Here is a 20,550-nt window from a genome sequence, read left to right on the forward strand (position 1 = left end):
CTGATGTAGGCATCGAATTTCTCTTCATAAACGGACAAAACCCCGCTATGTTTTTCATTGATGAAAAACGCGAATTGGGATTCCTATCAGCTTTTCCTGCAGGTCGCCCGGCTCGGCGGATTGACGGGGGCAAGCACCGCAAGCGGGCTCAGCCCGGCAACGGTCGGCCGGCGCATGCTCGATCTCGAACAGGAGATCGGCCGCGGATTGTTTTCGCGCAGCCAGACCGGCTACCGTCTGACGCCGGACGGCCAGGCGCTGCTCGATCATCTTCATGAGATGGAAGCCGCCGCCCGTAAGGTGGAGGCGTGGCGGCAATCCGGTGAGGGCGGCGCGACCGTCAGGATCGCCGCCGGTACCTGGGTCGCCTGGCTGCTGACGGAGAATTTTGCCGCGATCCGCATGCCGGGCGATGCTTTCGCCATTTCGCTGACCATCGGCGAAGCGCGCGCAAGCCTTGCCTATCGCGAGAGCGATATCGGCATTCGCGCCTTCGAGCCGGAGGAAACCAATCTTGCAGCCCGTCTGCTCGGAGACGTGGCCTACGCCGTCTATACCAGACGCAATGCCGCCGAGACCGACGACCGCTGGATTGCGGTCGCTGAGGAGGAGGCGATATCGGCCTATCTGCGCTGGCCGCACGCCAACGCCGCGGCAGGCATCGTCGCCACCGTCAACCGACCGCGTTCGCTGCCGGATCTCGTGCGCGCCGGCGCCGGCAAAACAGTACTTCCCTGTTTCGTCGGCGATCTCCATCCGGAATTGCAGCGGCAGGGCGGCGATCTGCCGGAATTGCGCCACCGGCAATGGATCGTCATGAATGCCGAAGACCGTCATCGCCCGGAGATCCGCACCGTCGCCGACCGCATGACCAAGCTCATCAGAAGTTATGCCGATCTCTTCGCCGGAAAACGACCGCGCCGCGGTTAGGCAATTCCAGCAAAAGCTACGGCATCAGCCGGCGCACCAGCGCCACCTGGCTGTTCACTCCCAGCTTGGAATAGATGCTCTTCAGGTGCGAGCGGGCCGTCTCATAGCTGACATCGTGTGTCGTGGCCGCCTCCCGCAGGGAAAGCCCGTCGGCGATCGCAGACGCGATGCGCATCTCGGCGGCCGTCAGTTGTTTGTCGCGTGTCAGCGCTTCATTGATATCGGCCCTTAGCGCCGCGCCTGTCCGCTCGATGATGAGCGCTATCGTCGGGCCTTCCAGGAAGGTGGTGATGAAATCCGATTGCAGCCTGACGAGCGTGCATTTGACGCTGCCGTCTTTCGTCTTGACGAGCGACGACGACGGCGGCGCGCTGGCCAACGCATGATGGTGGCTCAGCATGTCGAACTGGGCGCTCAGCGCCGTATCGCCGATGACGATCCGTCCGGACACGCCGATGCCGATCCCGACACCCTCGGCAAGCATCCGTTCCGCGGCCTTGTTAAACGAGCGGATCTGCCGGTCCTCGCCGAGGTAAACGATGCCGACGCCGATGGCGTCGAAGAGCACCAGCCGGCTTTCATCGTTCTGGGAATCGCGACGGTCGCGTCGAACGAACTCGAAGGCGCGCTTGAGATGCGGCGCAAGATCGCTCAGCAGATCGGCATTCGCCCGGTTGCGATCGGGATCGGCCGAAGAGGTCAGCGTCGACAGGTTGAAGGACCGGCCGTTCTCCCGCATGATGGTGACGCCGACGCTGCTTTCGCAGCCGATCGTGCGGATGAAGTCGTTGTAGAATTCGGTCTTGAGGAGGTCGCTGCGCGGCAGCATCTGTTCGGCGATGACGCCGAGCCCGACCGGCCGGACAGCGGCTTTGGGCATCCAGGGATTGATCTTTGCATAGTAGCGATTGTAGGCCTCGACTTCCGCATCCTGAATGCCGGAGGCAAGTGACAGGCCACCGGTGCGAGCGATAGAATCATGAAAGAACAGCGTGGATTTCCCATCCGGCATCGTCTCGTTCAGCGCGTCGAGAAAAGCCTGCCATGTCGTCTCACCGAAGAGCGCGGCGTAGATCAGATCGGTCAAGGCTTCGAGTCTGGGGTGCGGCGCGCCGGGCATGGGCAATTCCGTTCGAAGATGACCCATTATGGCTCGGCTTCGCGGCACTGACAATTGCGGCAAATGTGACGGCCGTGCGTCGCGCGCGGATAGGGCGCCCGCGCATCTTCTGGGATGCGCGGGTGCCCTGATTGGGAACAGGGCCGAAATCGTCGACCGCCTTTCGTCAATGCCGGTTGGTGACGACGACTGGAATGAGCAGATCGCCCCAGTTGCCGTCGCCACCATGATGGCGGGCCGAACGGACCAGCTCGACCGAGACGCCGGCCTCGACGGCTTTCATTACCGATTGGTTCAGCCGATGCAGGTCGTTGGCAAGCATGCGGATCGTCGTCTGCTGATCCTCGCTCATGCTTGATGTCTGCTCCTCGGCCCGTTCTCTGACGCGTGAAATGGATGCCATGGTCTTCTCCTCCTCTTCGGGTTATTCCGCAGCCGGCTTGAACTGCGCATGTTCGGTGGAATCGTGCATCGCCGTGGTCGAAGACCGACCGCCGGTGATGGCGAGCGACACTGCGTCGAAATAGCCGGTGCCGACCTCGCGCTGATGCTTGGTGGCGGTATAGCCGTTGGCCTCGGCGGCGAATTCCGCCTGCTGCAGCTCGGAATAGGCCGACATCTGCCGCTGCCGGTAGCCGCGCGCCAGTTCGTACATGCCGTAGTTCAGCTGATGGAAGCCGGCGAGCGTAATGAACTGGAACTTGTAGCCCATCGCGCCGAGCTCGCGCTGGAACTTTGCAATCGTCGCCTCGTCGAGGTTCTTCTTCCAGTTGAAGGAAGGCGAGCAATTATAGGCGAGCAGCTTGCCGGGATGGATCTTGTGCACGCCTTCGGCAAAGCGCCGCGCCTGTTCCAGATCCGGCTTCGAGGTCTCGCACCAAATGAGATCGCAATGCGGCGCATAGGCCACGGCCCTAGCGATACACGGCTCGATGCCGTTTCTGACCTGGTAGAAGCCTTCGACGGTGCGCCCAGCATCATAATCGACGAAAGGTTGGTCGCGCTCGTCGATATCGGATGTCAGGAGCTTTGCCGCCTCCGCATCGGTGCGGGCGATGACGAGCGTCGCAACGCCCATGACGTCGGCGGCCAGCCGGGCGGCGTCGAGATTGCGGATATGGGCGGCCGTCGGGATCAGCACCTTGCCGCCGAGATGGCCGCATTTCTTCTCCGAGGCAAGCTGGTCCTCGAAGTGGACGCCGGCAGCACCCGCCTCGATATAGGCCTTCATGATCTCGAAGGCATTGAGCGGCCCGCCGAAGCCGGCCTCCGCATCGGCGACGATCGGCGCGAACCAGGTGTCGACGGAAAGTCCCTGGCCTTCCGACGTCTCGATCTGATCGGCGCGCTGCAGCGTGCGATTGATACGCTTGGCAAGCTCCGGCCCGGCATTGGCCGGATAGAGAGACTGATCGGGATACATCGCCGATGCCGTGTTGGCGTCGGCCGCCACCTGCCAGCCGGAGAGGTAGATCGCCTTCAGCCCGGCGCGCACCATCTGCATGGCCTGGTTGCCGGAAAGCGCACCGAGCGCATTGACGAAATCCTCCTGGTGCAGAAGCCGCCACAACCGATCTGCTCCCATTTCGGCAAGCGTATGGCGTAGCGCGACCGAGCCCCTGAGCCGGGCCACATCATCGGCCGAGTAGGGCCTCTCGATGCCGTCGAAACGGTCCGTGGGTGCGTTTGGGACTAGTTTGTAAAAATCGGTCATGCTGCTCTCCTCACTGGAAGTCTGTTTCAAAATGCTCCATGACAAGATTGACAATATCGCGCGGAATGACCAGAAAAACCTTTGATTTCGGGGCCAGAAAGGAGTTAAGATGAGGAGGATTGACAGAGCGGCGCTGTGAAATTGTAAATTATTGTAAATATAGCCCGCCTTGCTTGTCAAAGGGTGTGACATGGCGGAACGGAAGATATTCGCAGGCCCGAAAGTGAGGCGCATCCGCAATGCGCTGTCGCTGACGCAGACCGCCATGGCCGAGGCGCTGGAAATCTCTCCCTCCTATCTCAACCTCATTGAGCGCAACCAGCGGCCTTTGACGGTGCAGCTCCTGCTCAAGCTTGCGGCCGTCTACAGGGTCGATCTCGAGGAGCTGCGGGGCCAGACCGGCGGCAGTCTCGGCCAGCTCAAGGAAGTCTTTGCCGATCCGCTGCTTTCGGGCGAGTTGCCCGGCGATCAGGAACTGGTGGAGGTCGCGGAGGCCGCCCCCAATGCCGCAAGCGGCATGATCAAGCTCTACCGCGCCTATAGTGAGCAGGCGGCAAGGCTTTCCGATCTGACGGCGCTGATGGCTGCCGAAGGGCATGCGCCAGTCGCCGCCGGCCGTTTGCCGCTGGACGAGGTGCGCGAGACGCTGGAGCGCAGATCCGCCTATTTCGCACGGATCGAGACGGCGGCGGAAGCCTTCGCCGCGACGCTTTCCGGCGGTCTCGATCTTGCCGCCGGGCTCAAGGACTGGCTGCGCGCCGAGCGCGGCATCGCCGTGCGTGTGCTTCCCGTGCATGTCATGCCGGATCTGCGCCGCCGTTTCGATCGTCATTCGATGCGGCTTTTCATCTCGGAACGCCTGTCGCAGGCCGACCGGGCGCATGAGATCGCCATCGAGGCCGCAACGCTCGCGCTGCTGCCGGCCATCGATGCCGAACTCGACGATCTCTCGCTATCTTCCGCCGAGGCGCGCCGCATCGCCCGTTTCGAGCTTGCCCGTGTCGCCGCGCTGGCGCTTGCAATGCCCTACGAGGCCTTCCTGTCGGCGGCAAAATCGACGCGCTACGACATCGATATTCTTCGTGCGCGCTTCGGCGTCTCCTTCGGCCACGCGGCCGCGCGTCTTGCCATGCTGCAGCGCCCCGGGGCGGCGGCCATCCCCTTCTTCCTGATCGAGATCGATACTGCCGGCCACCGGCTGCGCAGGGTGGGCGCGCAGGGCTTCCCGCAGGCCCGTTTCGGCGGCGGCTGCCCGAAGCTCAACATCCACGCCGCCTTCCTGCAGCCGGGCCAGATCCTCGCCGAAACGGTCGTCATGCCGGACGGCGCATCCTTCCTGACGATCGCCCGCACCCTGGAGGGGCCGAGCGTCGAATTCGGCGAACGGATAAGGCGCACCGCGATTCTAATCGGTTGTGACGCCGCTGTTGGCGAAGGCCTTGTCTATGGGCAGGCGACGGCGCTCGATCCGGTTGCGGTCGGTCCGGCCTGTCGCCTCTGCGAGCGGCGTGGCTGTCTTTCCCGTGCCGAGCCGCCGGTGACGAGACCGCTGGCGCTCGACGAGATGGTGGCGGGGCTCAGCGCCTTCGACTTCCAGTGATTGTGAAATCATTGAGGGCGCAGGATTTTGCGCTTGTGGGCTGTTAAAATCCTTCTTAGTCTGCGTGAAAAACCAGAGGGAAAAGATGTCCGGGGGTGCGGAATCTTTGAACAAACAGGAGAAGTCATGAGGTCAACCATCCTAGGTGTGACGGCGGCCGCCGTTACCGCACTCCTTGCTGCCGCGCCGGCTTTTGCGCAGGAGCGAGTGGTCAACGTCTACAACTGGTCGGATTATATCGACAGTTCCATTCTCGAGGACTTCACCAAGGAAACCGGCATCAAGGTCGTCTACGACACCTTCGATTCCAACGAGACTTTGGAAACCAAGCTGCTTGCCGGCGGCACAGGTTATGACGTCGTCGTTCCCACCGTGTCCTTCATGCAGCGCCAGATCGCAGCCGGCGTTTATCAGAAGCTCGACAAGTCCAAGCTGCCGAACCTGTCGAACATGTGGGACATCGTGATGAAGGGCGTCGCCACCTTCGATCCGGGCAACGAATACTCCGTCGACTACATGTGGGGCACAACAGGGATCGGCTATAACGTCGACAAGGTGAAGGCTGCACTCGGCACGGATGAAAAGCCGAATTGGGATGCGCTTTTCGATCCGGCCAAGGCTGCCAAGCTCAAGGATTGCGGCATCTATATGCTGGATTCACCGACGGACGTCATTCCGTCCGTTCTTGCCTATCTCGGCCTCGATCCGAACAGCAAGAAGCCGGACGACCTGAACAAGGCGCAAGAGGTCCTGCTTGCCGTTCGTCCCTTCGTTCGCAAGTTCCATTCCTCTGAATATATCAGCGCGCTTGCCAACGGCGATATTTGCATCGCACTCGGCTTTTCGGGCGACGTCTTCCAGGCGCGGGATCGCGCAACAGAGGCAAAGGCCGGCGTCAATGTCGACTATTCGGTTCCGAGCCAGGGCGCGCAGATCTTCTTCGATGTCTTCGGCATTCCGAAGGATGCGCCGCATGTCGCGGAGGCGCATGAATTCATCAACTACATGATGAAGCCGGAGGTCGTCGCCAAAGCATCCAACTTCGTCTTCTACGCAAACGGCAACAAGGCCTCGCAGCAGTTTCTCAACAAGGACGTGATCGACGACACGGCGATCTATCCGACGCCGGAGATCATGGCCAAGCTCTTCACGGTGCCGCCGCTCGATCCGAAGACGCAGCGTCTGGTGACACGAATCTGGACCAAGGTCGTCACCGGCCAGTAATCGAGATTTCGGCCCGGACGGAAACGTCCGGGCCTTTCCATTTCCGGCCCGGGTGGAGGCTGGCTGAAACCTTATATTTTCGGGGAATAATATGAAATCTCTTGGCAATATCCGCCGCGCATTCGCACCTTGGTCCGATCCGTCAGCAAAACCATTCATTGCCTTCAAGAATGTCACCAAGCGCTTCGGCCATTTTACCGCCGTCAACGATCTGTCGCTGAATATCTATCACCGCGAATTCTTCGCGCTGCTCGGCGCGTCCGGCTGCGGCAAGTCCACGCTCTTGCGCATGCTGGCTGGTTTCGAACAGCCGACATCGGGCGAAATTATTCTCGACGGCACCGATCTCTCGGGCACACCGCCCTACAAGCGGCCTGTTAACATGATGTTCCAGTCCTACGCTCTTTTCCCGCACATGACGGTCGAGAAGAACATTGCCTTCGGCCTCAAGCAGGATGGCATGCCGAAGGACGAAATGGTCGAGCGTGTCTCGCAGATGCTGAAGCTCGTGAAGCTCGAACAGTTCGCTTCCCGCAAGCCCAACCAGCTTTCCGGCGGTCAGCGCCAGCGCGTGGCGCTTGCCCGTTCCCTCGCCAAGCGCCCCAAGGTGCTGCTGCTCGACGAGCCGCTCGGCGCGCTCGACAAGAAGCTGCGCGAGGAAACCCAGTTCGAACTGATGGACCTGCAGCAGAGCCTCGGTTTGACCTTCGTCGTCGTCACCCACGACCAGGAAGAAGCGATGACCATGGCCGACCGCATCGCCGTCATGAGCCACGGCAAGGTGGTGCAGGTGGCAACACCGGCCGAGATCTACGAGGCGCCGAATTGCCGCTTCGTCGCGGATTTCATCGGCGACGTGAACATTTTCGACGGCAAGGTGACAACGGCCTCAAATGGCGCGGTCGAAATCGCCGTCGACAGCGGCTTCACGGTCCGCACGGCCTCATCAGGCGCGCCGGCCGTTGGTAGCGCGCTCGGTTTCGCGATCCGCCCGGAAAAGCTCCGCGTCACCCGCGCGGCACCCGCGAATGCCTCGATCAATGCCACCAAGGGCGAGCTCTGGGACATCGGCTATCTCGGCGACATGACAGTTTTCCACGTCAGACTGCCGAACGGCAATGTCGTCAAGGCGTCTTCCCTCAACGCACAGCGCACCGTCGATGACCCCTTCACCTACGATCAGGAAGTCTGGGTCTCTTTCGACGAGGACAGCGGCGTGCTGCTGAGGGATTGAAACCATGGGAACCTTGGCTTCACGCTTCTACAATCGCCTCGTCATCATCATTCCTTATGCTTGGCTGCTGCTCTTTTTCCTGGCGCCGTTCTTCATCGTCTTCCGCATCTCGCTATCGGCGACGGCGATCGCCATGCCGCCTTATGAGCCGGTCTTCGCTCTCGCCGATGGCTGGGGCGGTTTCTGGGATAAGGTCTCGAGCTTCTCCCTCGACAATTACGGCTACCTGACCGACGATCCGCTCTATTTCAACGCCTATATCTCGAGTGTGGTGATCGCCGGGCTCTCCACTTTCCTGACGCTTCTGATCGCCTATCCGATCGCCTATGGCATGGCGCAGGCGCCTCGCAGCGTCCGCCCGACCTTGCTGATGCTGGTGATCCTGCCCTTCTGGACGAGCTTCTTGATTCGCGTCTATGCGTGGATTGCCATCCTGAAGCCAGAAGGGTTGCTGAACCAGCTTCTCCTGTCGCTGCATCTTATCGATAGCCCGCTGATCATCCTCAACACCAATACCGCCGTCTATATCGGCATCGTCTATTCCTATCTGCCCTTCATGGTACTGCCCCTCTATTCGGCACTGGAGAAGATGGATGGCACGCTGATCGAGGCGGCGCAGGATCTCGGCTGCACGCCGATCCGGGCTTTCTGGCGCGTCACCTTCCCGCTGTCGATTCCGGGCGTCATCGCCGGCTGCATGCTGGTCTTCATTCCTGCCGTCGGCGAATTCGTTATCCCCGACCTGCTTGGCGGTTCGCAGACGCTGATGATCGGCAAGACGATCTGGAACGAATTCAATTCCAATCGTGACTGGCCCGTTTCTTCGGCGGTGGCGACGATCCTGCTTCTCATTCTCGTGATCCCGATCGTCTTCTTCCAGAATGTGCAGGCGAAAGCCGATGAGGCAGGGAAATAAGCCATGCTGAGATGGACCCGTTTTAACATCACCTCCGTCGTGCTCGGCTTCGCCTTTCTCTACCTGCCGATCGTGCTTCTGGTGATCTTCTCTTTCAATGAATCGAAGCTCGTCACCGTCTGGGGCGGCTTCTCGACGAAATGGTATGTCTCGCTGCTCTCCAATCAGGCCCTGCTCGATGCGGCCTGGGTGACGGTCCGCGTCGGCCTGCTGTCGGCGACATTCGCGACAATCCTCGGGACCATGGCGGCGATCACCCTGGTGCGCTTCACGCGCTTCCGTGGCCGCATCATCTTTTCCGGGCTGGTCTATGCGCCGCTCGTCATGCCTGAAGTCATCACCGGCCTGTCGCTGCTGCTCCTCTTCGTGGCCATCGGCCTTGACCGCGGCTTCTGGACCATCACGCTGGCGCATACGACGCTGACCATGTGCTTCGTGGCCGTCGTCGTGCAGTCGCGGCTTCTGAGCTTCGACCAGTCGATCGAGGAGGCAGCTCAGGATCTCGGCGCCCCGCCGGTCAGGACCTTCTTCGAGGTGACGCTGCCGATCATCTCACCTGCCGTATTTTCCGGCTGGATCCTCGCCTTCACCCTGTCGCTCGACGACCTCGTGATTGCGAGCTTCACATCAGGACCGGGCGCAACCACGCTGCCGATGAAGATCTATAGCCAAGTGCGTCTCGGCGTGACGCCTGAGATCAACGCAGTCTGCACCATTCTGATCGCCATCGTGGCGATCGGCGTCATCTGCGCATCTCTCGTCACCAAGCGCCGCGAAGTGCAGCGCGAGCGGGACGAGCGGGCCGCGGCTGCGACCGCTTGAGGTCACGGCATGTAGGCGAAAAGCGTGAGCGGTTTTCGGATGATATCCTGCGGACAACCAAAGACCTAAAGCGTGGCAGGCGAATCCGAAAGATCGCGATGCGCTTTAGGGTTTCGCCGGTGCGTTGAGCAGCGGAACCGGGGAGATGACGGGGTTCGGCCAGGAGCCGCCGACGAAGAATGGCAAGGGCGGCAGCTCCGCCGCCTTGGCCGGATCGGTTGCCTCCAGCGATCCGGAAAGCGCCAGCCCGTTCGACTGATAGGTGATCACGCCGGAAAGCGTCAACGTCTGCGTTGCGCCGGTAATATGAGCGTCGTGGATTTCGGCGGAACCGTTGGCGAAATTGGCTTGAAGGTTTAGCCTGTCGAAGCTGAAGGCGCCGCTTGCCGCCGCGCTCAGCGGAAAGAACGGCTTTTCGGCTGCTTGGGTCCGCAGCGCTCCCGCATCGATGCCAGGAATCGTGCCCTCCCTGGTCCAGAAACGCAGCTTGCCCGTGACGTCGCCGAGACCGGCCGTCCAGATCGCCTTCGACGATTGCAGGTCGAGATCGAGCGATCCTGTCGCAAGCGGCAGCGGTCCCTTGAGGTGCAGGCGCTCGGCGAGCGCTGCGAAATCGGCATCGCGGATCGACAGCTGCAGCTTGCCGCCGCCGTCGAAGTTACGCTTTGTCGCCTCCAGATGCGCGGTCATCTCGCCGCCCTCAAACTGGCTGTCGCCAATGTCGAATTTCGCCTCCCCGCCCCCAACGATCATGCTGGCGCCGACATCGGAAAGCTCGAAAAGACCCATCTGCGCGCGTCGTGCCGAAAGCCTGACGTCGACATCGAGCAGCTGCAGCGGCTCACTCATGCCGGTGGATATCTCCTTGGCCTCTCCGGCGGCGAGCCTGAGCGCGAAGGCGTCGAGGAACGGCTTGAGGTTCATTTCGTCGAAGGCGAGCGTCCCGCCGATTTTCGGTCGTTTGCCGGGTTGGGTGAAAAGATCCATCACCCCGGTGGCGCTCGCATCGTTGAGCGACAGGCTGAGATTGTTGAAGCGTAGCCCACTTCCGGACGACATGATGTCGGATTCCAGTGAGGCGCTCTTCAGCGTCCCGATGCCGGGGATCGACTTGCCCGACCAGGTCAGAAGCGACGGCACGTCGGGAATGGTCGCATTGATGTTGCCGGAAAGGGCGGAAATGCTGGCGATGCTCGCAATTCCCTGGAAATGCGCCGTCAGCAGATTGGAGGTGATCGATGTCCGCGTTTCGGCATTCTTGCCGGCAAAGGCAAGCAGCGGCTGACGCGAGGCGTAGTCGACCTTCAGGTCCTCGCCGTTGATGCGGGCGATGACGACCGCCGAGATTGCACCCGATAGCCGCGGCCAGGCAATGTCGGCCGTGACGCTGTCGAAATGATAGATATTGCCGGTCCTGATGTCGGTGACCACAAGCGCACCGTCCTCGACCGTCACCGCGCCGATCTCAGCATCGAGATCGGGATCGAGCACCTCCGCTCCGTTTTCGTAGCGCACGCCGCTGATCGCGCGGGCGAGCAGGCCGGCATAGCTCCAGTCGATCAGCCCGTTTTCATCGCGCGTCAGCGCAAGGTTGGGGCGCAGCAGGTTGAACTCGTGGAAGCTGGTGCGCCCTCTCAGCGCATCGATGAGGCTGAAATCGGCCGACAGGCTTTCGATGCTGCCAAGCAGCTTGTCGCCGCTTTCGCGCGGCTGGCGGATGGTGACCTGGTTCAGCGTGATGCGCGGCGTCGGCCAGAATTCGAGAACCGGGGTGCCCTTGATCTCGGCATGATAGCCCGTCCATTTCGACAGGGCGTCCTCGATGCCGGAGCGCACGAAACCGGTCGAGATGAGATAGGGGGCGGCGACCCTGAGGGCCACGAAAAGCCCGAGCGCGATTAGGAGGAGAACGGTCGAAAAACGGGCAAAAGCCGGCAGCCAGCGCGAAACGGGTCCGATCTTCCTGCGCCACCTGCGATGTCTTGACGTACCCATGATCTCCGCCGGTAATTCAGCCGGTTGTGCAGCTATGCGCTGGTTTCGCCGGATATAGGAAATATCAGGCATATGCAAATGCCCTAAGGCGCCGCGCGTCTTTTCAGATGCGCAAAGGAGGCCGTAACACATTCAAAGCTCGATGTGCCGATGATGCGTTTCTTCCGAAAGTGTATAACGGTATGGGAGAACGACGTGCATAAATAAAAGACTTAAAGCCCGTCGCAGGAATCCGGTTTGACGCGATGCACTTTAGGCGCCGGATCGGGGCGGTTCCGCACTTTATAATGCAGTGCAGCATGATATAAGAACGGCATTGGGGAGGAGGATTGAATGCAGGACAACAGACCACTTTGGGTGCCCTCGGAGGCCGCCGTCGCAAAAAGCCCGATCCATGCCTTCATGGAGCGCTGCAACGCCGATTTCGGGCTTTCTCTCTCAGGCTTCGAGGATTTGCACGCATGGTCGGTCGCCGAGCGGGAGAGTTTCTGGTCGGCCGTCTGGGATTTTTGCGGCGTGAAGGGAGAGCGCGGCGCAAAGGTGCTTGTCAACGGCGACCGCATGCTGGAGGCGCGCTTCTTTCCTGACGCGACGCTGAACTTCGCCGAAAACCTGCTATCGGGCCGGGGCGAGGCGGACGCCATCGTCTTCCGCGGCGAGGACAAGGCCGAGGACCGCTGGTCGTGGGATCGGCTGCGCGCACTCGTCTCGAAGCTGCAGCAGGCTTTCAAGGCGCTCGGCATTTCGGAAGGCGACCGCATCGCCGCCATGATGCCGAACATGCCGGAGACCGTCGCGGCCATGCTCGCTGCCGCCTCGATCGGCGCCATATGGTCGTCCTGCTCCCCGGATTTCGGCGAGCAGGGCGTGCTCGATCGTTTCGGCCAGATCGCTCCCAGGCTCTTCATCGCCTGCGATGCCTATTGGTATTCCGGCAAGCTGCAGGATGTCGGGGCCAAGGTCGCCACGGTCGCAAAAAGCCTGGGCGTGCCGACGGTCGTCGTCCATTACGCCGGCGACGCCGAGGCAGTGGCGGGCAAAACGCCCAATGCTTCGACGCTCGAGGCCTTCGTCGCGCCCTATGAGGCAAGGGAAGTCGAGTTCACACGGCTTGCCTTCTCGCATCCGCTCTACATTCTCTTTTCTTCTGGCACGACGGGTGTGCCGAAATGCATCGTGCATTCCGCCGGCGGCACGCTGCTGCAGCACCTCAAGGAGCAACGGCTGCATTGCAGCCTGCAGTCGGGCGAGAAACTGTTCTATTTCACCACCTGCGGCTGGATGATGTGGAACTGGCTGGTGAGCGGGCTTGCCAGCGGCGCAACGCTCTGCCTGTTCGACGGCTCGCCCTTCGCGCCTGACGGCAACGTGCTGTTCGACTATGCCGAAGCCGAAAAATTCGCGATCTTCGGCACCTCGGCGAAATATATCGACGCCGTGCGCAAGGGTGGCCTGGCGCCGCGCAACAGCCACGATCTCTCCAGCCTCCGGCTGATGACCTCCACCGGTTCGCCGCTGTCGCCTGAGGGGTTCACTTTCGTCTATGAAGGCATCAAGGAAGATGTGCAGCTCGCCTCGATATCGGGCGGCACCGACATCGTCTCCTGCTTCGTGCTCGGCAATCCGCTGCAACCGGTCTGGCGTGGCGAGATCCAAGGCCCCGGCCTCGGTCTCGCGGTCGACGTCTGGAACGATGACGGCAAGCCGGTGCGAGGGGAGAAGGGCGAGCTCGTCTGCACCAAGGCCTTCCCTTCGATGCCGGTGATGTTCTGGAACGATCCCGATGGCGCGAAATATCGCGCCGCCTATTTCGACCGTTTCGACAACGTCTGGTGCCACGGCGATTTCGCCGAATGGACAGCGCATGGCGGCTTGATCATTCATGGGCGTTCGGATGCGACGCTCAATCCCGGCGGCGTGCGCATCGGCACGGCCGAGATCTACAATCAGGTTGAGCAGATGGAGGAAGTGGCCGAGGCGCTGTGCATCGGCCAGGACTGGGAAGACGACGTCCGCGTCATTCTCTTTGTCCGCCTGGCGGCTGGCGTCACCTTGAGCGAAGATCTGATCAAGGCGATCAAGACCCGCATCCGTGTCGGCGCTTCTCCCCGCCATGTTCCGGCCAAGATCATCGCGGTTGCCGATATTCCCCGCACCAAATCCGGCAAGATCGTCGAGCTTGCCGTGCGCGAGGTCGTTCACAACAGGCCGGTGAAAAACCAGGAAGCGCTCGCCAATCCCGAGGCGCTGCGGCTCTTCGCCGGGCTAAGCGAATTGAAGGATTGATAGGACTCGTAAACTACAAGCTTTCACCCTCTATCAATCTCCTGTCATGAAAACCTTTCGTTAAGAAAGGTTTGTCAAATGTGAAGCCAACTTGGGGGCCGCACATGAACGAGGCGGCCTAAAGCCTCCGGGCTTACAACATGACGTTGATCGACTGAGCTCTTGTTGAACAGCACCAACTCTTAAGGCAGCCTCCTGGCTGCCTTCTTTTATGGTGCCGCTTTCTCCTTACGCCGATCAGCCGGCCAGAACGCGCTGCGACGGGAAGGTGATCTCGACGAGCGTGCCTTCGTTCGGCGCCGAATTGATCGAGAACGTCGCCCGATTGGCATCCACCATCGCCTTGGTCAGCGGCAGGCCGAGCCCGGTGCCGTCGCCGCGATGGCGCGATTGGGTCGAGGAGACCTGCCGGAATGGCTTCATCGCCTGGTCGAGCTCGTTGCGCGTCATGCCAACACCGGTGTCGCGGACCCTCAGCACCACGCTGCCATTCGCCTCATAGGAGGTGGAAACGACGATCTGCCCGCCCGACGGGGTGAAGCGGATAGCGTTCGACAGGATGTTCAGCGCGATCTGCTTGATCGAGCGCAGATCCGCCACGACATCAGGCACCGAATGCGACAGCGCCGTGCGGATGATGACGCGCTGGCCGTTTGCCTGCGGCTGCACCAGCGCCACGGCTTCCGAGATCGCCTCGTTGAGCCCGACGGCGGCAAAATCGAGATCCATCTCGCCTGCCTCGATCTTGGAAATGTCGAGCAGGTCGTTGACGATATCGAGGACGTGGCGGCCCGAGCGGCCGATGTCGTTGGCATATTCGATGTAGCGGGGATGGCCGATCGGCCCGAAGCGTTCGCCCGCCATCATGTCCGAAAAGCCGATGATGGCGTTGAGCGGCGTGCGGATTTCGTGGCTGACGCGAGCGAGGAAATCGGTCTTGTGGGCGTTGGCGGTTTCCGCAGCACCCTTGGCGTTGCGCAGCTCGTCTTCTGTGCGTTTCCACTGGGTGATGTCGCGGATGACGGCGCAATAGCCGTTGGATGAGGTGAGCTGGCCCATTGTCATGAACAGCGGCACGAAGCCGCCGCTGGCTTCGCGTCCGATCACTTCCCGCCCGTCGTTCAGCACGCTCGCAACGCCATGGCCCGAGAGGCCGTTCAGATAGTCGATGACCGCCTTCTGGCTCTCATGGGCAAACAGCATGACGAAGGGTTTGCCCCGCGTCTCCTGTTCGTCATAGTTGAAAAGTGCGCTGGCCGACCGGTTCATCGAGCGGATATCGCCTTCGGTGCCGATGACGACGACGCCGTCGGTTGCCGTCTCCAGGATCGAGCGCAATTCTTCCACTTCGACCTGAAGCTTGGCGACCTTCTCGACCATCCGCTCGGGGCGCGGTTCAGACCGGCCCTCGGAACGGCTTGCTTCGCCGCGGCTGTCTTCCTTGCCTTCTACTGGCATCAGCGCCAGCATCAGGGCGTTGGCATCTTCCCAGCGCACCGATTGCAGCCGCGCGGTCACCGGCGCCAGCGTATCATCAGCCTTGACGAGCATCATCGTGCTGGAGCCCGCCGCCTTTTCCTCGAGTTCGCGGCGCTGCAGCAGGGCTTCGATGCCACCCACCTCGCGCAGCGCGTCGAGCGAAGCATAGCCCGTCAGCCGCATGAATTCGGGATTGGCATGGATCAATGCATCGCCGATATGGATGAGCACGGCGACAGGCAACTGGTCGACCGTTCCGGCCGAAAGACCGTCCGTCATCTTGACGCGCGGTGGAATGAAGCTTGTGAGAACCTCGATCTGACTGACCGTTTCCTCGAGCCCTTCCGTCGCGTCGTCCTCGGCAGCGATCGCCGGCTCCTCGGTATCGTCGTCGCGCTCAGTTTCGACGGCACGCTCGAAGATCGCCTCCTGCGGCGCCGTCTCCGCAACGAGCGGCGTCTCCCTTTTGTCGGTAAAGGTCGTTTCGGACTGAGGCTCCTCGGATGCGGAGGCTTCTTCGAAACCGGCCGGTTTTGCGGTGCTTTCGTCAGGCGCTGCAGGCTCTTCCTTGCGGGCGCCGAAGGCTTCGAGACGCTTGGCGATCTCGCGGAAATTGGCCTGCTCGGCGGCCGTCAATCCGGCGCCCGTGCTGTGAAGCTGAACGACCTTGTCGGTGAAACGGCGATTGGGCGTTTCCGAAATGCGAAGAGCAGGCAGCTCTTCCGGAGAATTGACGACCGGCTCGGCGGCAGGTGTATCCTCCGCGTCAACATCGCTTGCCGGTTCCTCCGCGGCACTTTCGAACGCTGCCTCTTCGGCGGCAATCTCTTCCGATGCCGGTTCTTCGATCTCCGGCTGGGCTGCGGCGAGCGCCTGGTCTTCGATCTCTATCGCTGCAGCGGTTTCGGCTGATGCTTCTTCAGGCGCGGCTTCCGCTTCGTGTGTGGTTTCCGTTATCGGGCCGAAGCTTGCCGCATCATGGCCGACGCCATCAGGGCCGAGCGTCAGGCCGAGCGCCAGCGGATCTTCCTGCACATCGGAAAGCCGGACGACGCCGAAGCCGCGGAAACCGTCAAAGTCGCGGTTGCGAGTATAGGTCGGCAGTGCTGCGAGATCGACCGGGACGACGAGACTGGTGCCTTCGACCGGCCAGAGGATCGTCTTGCCCGACCAGGTGTCGCGGCGGGCGAGCGCTTCGGCAAGCTTGCCATCGGGATCGAGGTTGAAGAGGGCGGCGATATCGCTGAAGGCGGAGCCGATGATGTCCGATGCGTGCGGACCGACGGCCTCGGCAAATTCATGGCTGACCTCATTGAACCGGCCCTCGGCGTCGATCTTCCAGACGAAGCGCGTGGCGCGGCTGTTCGGCCTGAAGACGAAGCCGGGCTCAGCCGCAGGCTGCGGGGCAGGGGCGGCCTCGGGAGCAGCCGGCGCTGTCACGGCGGGTTCTTCGATGACCGCTTCCGGTGCTTCTTCAATCTCTGCTTCGGTTGCTTCAACTGGGGGTTCCGCAATTTCAGCTGCTCCCACCGGTTTCGAAGCGGAGGTAATGGCATCCTCAACGATCGCGGCGGGCTCATAGGCCTCATCCGTGCTGCTATCGCTGACGCCGTGGTTCTCCGGCTCCTCGTGCCCGCCAGACGGCATCCCGTCCACTGTTTCGTCTGCGGATTCCGCAGCGGTCTCGGCCGGCTGTTCGCTTTCGCCGGCGATTTCCTCGAGTGTCTCCTCGACCTCTTCGATCCCGGAGACCGCGTCGATCATGTCGGTGAAGCCTGCCGCGGCGACGGGTTCGTCCTGGAGCGCCTCGGGGGGCGCCGGGCTTTCTTCCCCCGTAAGCGCCTCGGCTGCCTGCGGCACTGATGGATCGATGGTTTCGTGCACGGGTGCATCGATCGGGTCGAGATGGCCGAGCACGGTTTCGACCGCAAAGAGCAGATTGAGCGCCGGCTCGTCGCTGAGCTTGCCGACGGCGGCCGGAAGATAGCCCCGGCCGGTGGCGACGGGACGCTTCACCAACCGGTCGGGATGTGCGCCGGCAAGGTTGATCAGCGTCTTTGCGGTCTGCTCGGAAATGCCGAGCGAGGCAAAGCCCGGCGAGGCCGCGATGACCTCGCCATTGGCGCCGATGACAGCCATATGCGTATCGGGATCATCCAGCCCCTGCAGCATCTGGGCGGCCGAGGCGCCGGCTGTAAGCGGTTTGGTCGAGACCGGCACCGAAAACAGGATGGCCTTCTCGCCCTGGGAGAGCCGGATCAACTCGGCCGCCGCCTGCACCTGCACGCGCTGAAAGCCCTTGGCGACGCGGATCATCAGGGTGCGGCTGTCGCCGATATCGGTGAGCTGGCGCGCGGCCGTTTCCAACTGGCGGAAGGTGATGTCGGCACGGTCGACGCCCTGGTCGAGCAGATCATAGACCGCCGAATGGCCGAAAAGCTCCGCGCCAGCGCCGTTCGCCCAGAGCAGGCGAGCAAGATCGGCCGAAACCAGCACCATCGCCTCGCCGCGTGAAAAGCGTTCTCGCACCCGCGCATGCACGGCGATATCGATGAACGGATATTGGACTGCGGGCATGATCTAACCTTGTCGCTGTCGGCCTCTTTACATTAACGGCTTATTAATAACTGCAGGGCGCAACCCGGTCCAGAAGAGCGGGGTGCTTTCGGCCGGAAAGGTTAACGACTTGTGCGCTGCACAAAAAATGTTGCAATGCACAATAAAATATCCTATATAGACGTCATTCGATGATCATAGGCAGCGACTGCCTCAACCTAAAGGAATGCGACCATGGCTACCATAAAGACCGATGACGTTTTTTCAATCGCTTCTTTCGACCCGTCCAAGCTCGCGGAATCCTTCCGTGACTTCGCCGAAAAAGGCGCCCAGCAGTCGAAGGACGCCTATGCCAAGCTGAAGACGGCTGGCGAGGAAGCCGGCAAGACGCTCGAAGCCACCGTCCAGACGGCACAGGCCGGCAGCGTCGAACTCGGCCTGAAGGCGATCGACGTTCTGCGCGTCAACGCTGAGAGCTCGCTCTCGCACATGGAAGCGCTCCTCGGCGTCAAGTCCGCGGCCGAATTCTTCGAACTGCAGACCTCCTTCCTGCGCAAGCAGGCTGAACTTGCCGTCGAGCAGGCGAAGTCGATCCAGGAAACCACCAAGCAGGTGGCCGAAAAGCTTGCCAAGCCCTCCAAGGACGCCGCCGAAAAGGCCATGGCCTCCTTCAAGAAGGCCTGATCGGTCTTTACCAGTCAGCGACAAAGGGCTGGACCTCGTGTCCAGCCTTTTTGTATATTCGCGAGGAATGGGGCTTGAATTCCTCGCCAAGTCCTCGTATGTGACCCCCGTCGCGCCAAGCGTGATTTATGCGGTTGTAGCTCAGTTGGTTAGAGCGCAGGTTTGTGGCACCTGAGGTCGGAGGTTCGAGACCCCCCAACCGTACCATCTCCCCCTTTGTCCATACCGAAGGCTCGACGTTCGCAAAGTCTTCTGTCGACGGAAACGCGCACATCGCCGGCCAGGTGCCTGAGCGGCAGATCTCTGATCTTCTGGCACCTGCTTGAATATCGCATCGCCCGGCTAGGTAGTTAGGTGGCGCAACGCATCGGCCACCGAGACCAATCCGTCAGCGCCTCCCGGCCGTCATCTTTGCAAAAATTGAAGATTTTGCGGCGGGTCGTGCCGCGACATCTTCCATTCACGCAGCTGGTCAACCGCCTGACAGCGATTCTCGCTTAATTATATCGCTGCCAGCTATTCCTTTAAGGATCTCTAGGTGCCCTTTGCAAACCGCCTTGACCAGTTCGAGCAGTAACGCAGTTTGTTCTGCGAGCCAGCCAAGCGCTTCCTCGCTGATCTCGAAGTGCTTGGAATAGCGCGCCTTCACGTACGCCTCGTTTAGCGTGTTGAACCAGGCACGTTCTCTGTGCTGATCGCGAGGAAAGGCCTCGATCAGTCGTCGGTCTTGCTCCTCGGCAAGCGAGCGTAGGAACTTGATGTTGTGCGATGGCGGGCCGTAATTGGTGAGTGTAAGTAGGACACAGGAATAGGCCTGCTCGATTGATTGATGCAGGCTGAAGGCGGACAAGTTTCCCCAAGCGTCGCCGACGCTTTCCGAATTTTTGCGTTGGAACTCAGCTGTTGCGAGAAAGGCGCTAGCCTCCGCAAACCGACGCGCAAAATGCTCTCTTGCCACCGGTAGTCGATCCGTGGGGGAGAGTGGTTCCGGCTCCGCCAACGGCTCATCGTCCAGTTCGTAGAGAACAATGCCTTCCTTGCGGATGTCGGAAAAGAAATACTGTCCTTCCCTGAGGTAGGTGTTCACCTCGCGCCTGGAATGGACGATGAAGCTTACCGGCGTTTCGATCGAGGCTTCGTGGATCAGCCGGTCGGCGGCCTTGTACCAGTATTCGGCGAACTCGCAGAGCTTGCGGTTGTTGACGATGATCAAGAGATCGAAATCGGAGCGATATCCCTTCATCGTGAAGGGTTCATCGACCCACCCACCCTTGGCGTAGGAGCCGAACAGGATGATCTTCAGGATCCGGCCGCGCTTTTTGAAATCGGCGGTACCTTCCTTCAACGCGTCCTCGAATTCCTCGTGGAGGATTTCAAGAACCCGTCCGAGTTCTCGCTGCTTGCGAAGCGGCATATGTTCAAGCGACGATTTCATGAGCAATCGATAGGCGAAAGATCCAATATCGTCTACTGGCAATTTTAGTATCCCTCAACTCCTGCTTTGCCCTTGCTTCTCATCCGGTTGCTACCAAACGCTGGAGATTGATCAAAAGCTTCAAGTGCTTAGGGACAAGGATCGTCTGAACGCGGCATAGTTAGACGCTGTGCACTAGGCGAACAAAGCGTGAAATCAGCCTCGCATTATACTGTCTTGAATAAATCAGTTAAATCCCTTATTTGTGGCACTTGATATGAACCCGCGCAAAAACGACCGGAGACAAGCGCGGAGCGCGTCGGTCGTTCGGTCTGACTATTGTGAAAGAGCGATCTCGCTCGTTGCTGCAACCGCTCCGAATATGCGAGGGCAATCATGGCAATCATGTTCGTCAGAGCGCAGGTGCTCAGCAGGGGAGCGGGACGCAACATCGTCTCGGCCGCCGCCTACCGCCACCGTGCCCGAATGATGGACGAACAGGCCGGCACGTCGTTCAGCTATAGGGGTGGGGCATACGAACTGGTTCATGAGGAACTGGCGCTGCCGGACCAGATG

General features: G+C 61.1%; 15 protein-coding genes and 1 tRNA gene. 10 read left to right on the forward strand and 6 right to left on the reverse strand.

Annotation, left to right across the window (positions count from 1 at the left end; genetic code table 11):
- Positions 1–60 precede the first annotated feature (60 nt).
- The gene (locus EFD55_RS02530) at positions 61–930 is read left to right on the forward strand and encodes a LysR family transcriptional regulator (protein ID WP_125842651.1); all 870 of its coding nucleotides are present in this window, start codon (positions 61–63) and stop codon (positions 928–930) included.
- Positions 931–946: 16 nt separating this feature from the next.
- On the opposite strand, the gene EFD55_RS02535 is transcribed toward EFD55_RS02530, so the two are convergent.
- From EFD55_RS02535 to aceA, 3 genes are all read right to left on the reverse strand, one after another.
- A complete protein-coding gene (locus EFD55_RS02535) occupies positions 947–2,050 on the reverse strand; it encodes a helix-turn-helix transcriptional regulator (RefSeq protein WP_125842653.1) in 1,104 nt (367 codons plus the stop codon).
- A gap of 166 nt (positions 2,051–2,216) precedes the next feature.
- Complete coding sequence (locus EFD55_RS02540) at positions 2,217–2,453, reverse strand: SMc00767 family acetate metabolism repressor (protein WP_039617955.1); 237 nt, start codon at positions 2,451–2,453, stop codon at positions 2,217–2,219.
- Between the two features lie 21 nt (positions 2,454–2,474).
- Positions 2,475–3,764, reverse strand: coding sequence for an isocitrate lyase (aceA, locus tag EFD55_RS02545; protein WP_125842655.1), 1,290 nt, complete (start codon positions 3,762–3,764; stop codon positions 2,475–2,477).
- A 190-nt stretch (positions 3,765–3,954) separates the two neighbouring features.
- Here aceA and EFD55_RS02550 point away from each other — a divergent pair, with 190 nt between their 5' ends.
- The 5 genes from EFD55_RS02550 (at position 3,955) to EFD55_RS02570 (ending at position 9,560) form a co-directional block, all read left to right on the forward strand.
- A complete protein-coding gene (locus EFD55_RS02550) occupies positions 3,955–5,364 on the forward strand; it encodes a helix-turn-helix domain-containing protein (RefSeq protein WP_125842657.1) in 1,410 nt (469 codons plus the stop codon).
- Positions 5,365–5,490: 126 nt separating this feature from the next.
- Complete coding sequence (locus EFD55_RS02555; RefSeq protein WP_125842659.1) at positions 5,491–6,588, forward strand: polyamine ABC transporter substrate-binding protein; 1,098 nt, start codon at positions 5,491–5,493, stop codon at positions 6,586–6,588.
- A gap of 91 nt (positions 6,589–6,679) precedes the next feature.
- Positions 6,680–7,822: an ABC transporter ATP-binding protein gene (locus tag EFD55_RS02560; RefSeq protein WP_125842661.1), complete on the forward strand. Its 1,143-nt coding sequence runs from the start codon at positions 6,680–6,682 to the stop codon at positions 7,820–7,822.
- A gap of 4 nt (positions 7,823–7,826) precedes the next feature.
- Entirely contained in the window at positions 7,827–8,738 is a 912-nt protein-coding gene (locus EFD55_RS02565; RefSeq protein ID WP_125842663.1) for an ABC transporter permease subunit, read from the forward strand.
- 3 nt (positions 8,739–8,741) lie between these two features.
- Positions 8,742–9,560 (forward strand): ABC transporter permease, encoded by an 819-nt coding sequence (locus EFD55_RS02570; protein WP_125842665.1) that lies wholly within the window; start codon positions 8,742–8,744, stop codon positions 9,558–9,560.
- A gap of 105 nt (positions 9,561–9,665) precedes the next feature.
- On the opposite strand, the gene EFD55_RS02575 is transcribed toward EFD55_RS02570, so the two are convergent.
- Positions 9,666–11,555 carry an AsmA family protein gene (locus EFD55_RS02575; protein ID WP_125842667.1) on the reverse strand — a complete coding sequence of 630 codons (1,890 nt, stop codon included), beginning with the start codon at positions 11,553–11,555 and terminating at the stop codon, positions 9,666–9,668.
- Between the two features lie 333 nt (positions 11,556–11,888).
- Between EFD55_RS02575 and EFD55_RS02580 the strand changes: the two genes are divergently transcribed.
- Positions 11,889–13,841, forward strand: a complete 1,953-nt coding sequence (locus EFD55_RS02580) for an acetoacetate--CoA ligase (protein WP_125842669.1) — start codon at positions 11,889–11,891, stop codon at positions 13,839–13,841.
- Between the two features lie 237 nt (positions 13,842–14,078).
- Here the strand turns inward: EFD55_RS02580 and EFD55_RS02585 are convergent, their stop codons facing one another.
- On the reverse strand, positions 14,079–17,897 hold the full coding sequence (locus tag EFD55_RS02585) for an ATP-binding protein (RefSeq protein WP_125842671.1): 3,819 nt from the start codon (positions 17,895–17,897) through the stop codon (positions 14,079–14,081).
- 213 nt (positions 17,898–18,110) lie between these two features.
- On the opposite strand from EFD55_RS02585, the gene EFD55_RS02590 reads away from it, so the two are divergent.
- Both EFD55_RS02590 and EFD55_RS02595 read left to right on the forward strand, forming a co-directional pair.
- Entirely contained in the window at positions 18,111–18,560 is a 450-nt protein-coding gene (locus EFD55_RS02590; protein WP_125842673.1) for a phasin, read from the forward strand.
- Between the two features lie 130 nt (positions 18,561–18,690).
- Positions 18,691–18,767, forward strand: a tRNA-His gene (locus EFD55_RS02595).
- Between the two features lie 265 nt (positions 18,768–19,032).
- Here EFD55_RS02595 and EFD55_RS02600 read toward each other — a convergent pair.
- Positions 19,033–19,995 (reverse strand): nucleotidyltransferase and HEPN domain-containing protein, encoded by a 963-nt coding sequence (locus tag EFD55_RS02600; protein ID WP_125842675.1) that lies wholly within the window; start codon positions 19,993–19,995, stop codon positions 19,033–19,035.
- A 375-nt stretch (positions 19,996–20,370) separates the two neighbouring features.
- Between EFD55_RS02600 and EFD55_RS02605 the strand changes: the two genes are divergently transcribed.
- Positions 20,371–20,550, forward strand: a 180-nt coding sequence (locus tag EFD55_RS02605) for a MobA/MobL family protein (RefSeq protein ID WP_148102899.1), incomplete at its 3' end; no start/stop codon positions are given.

Origin of the sequence: Rhizobium pisi (assembly GCF_003938655.1) — a bacterium.
In the GTDB taxonomy this organism is placed as follows: domain Bacteria; phylum Pseudomonadota; class Alphaproteobacteria; order Rhizobiales; family Rhizobiaceae; genus Rhizobium; species Rhizobium pisi.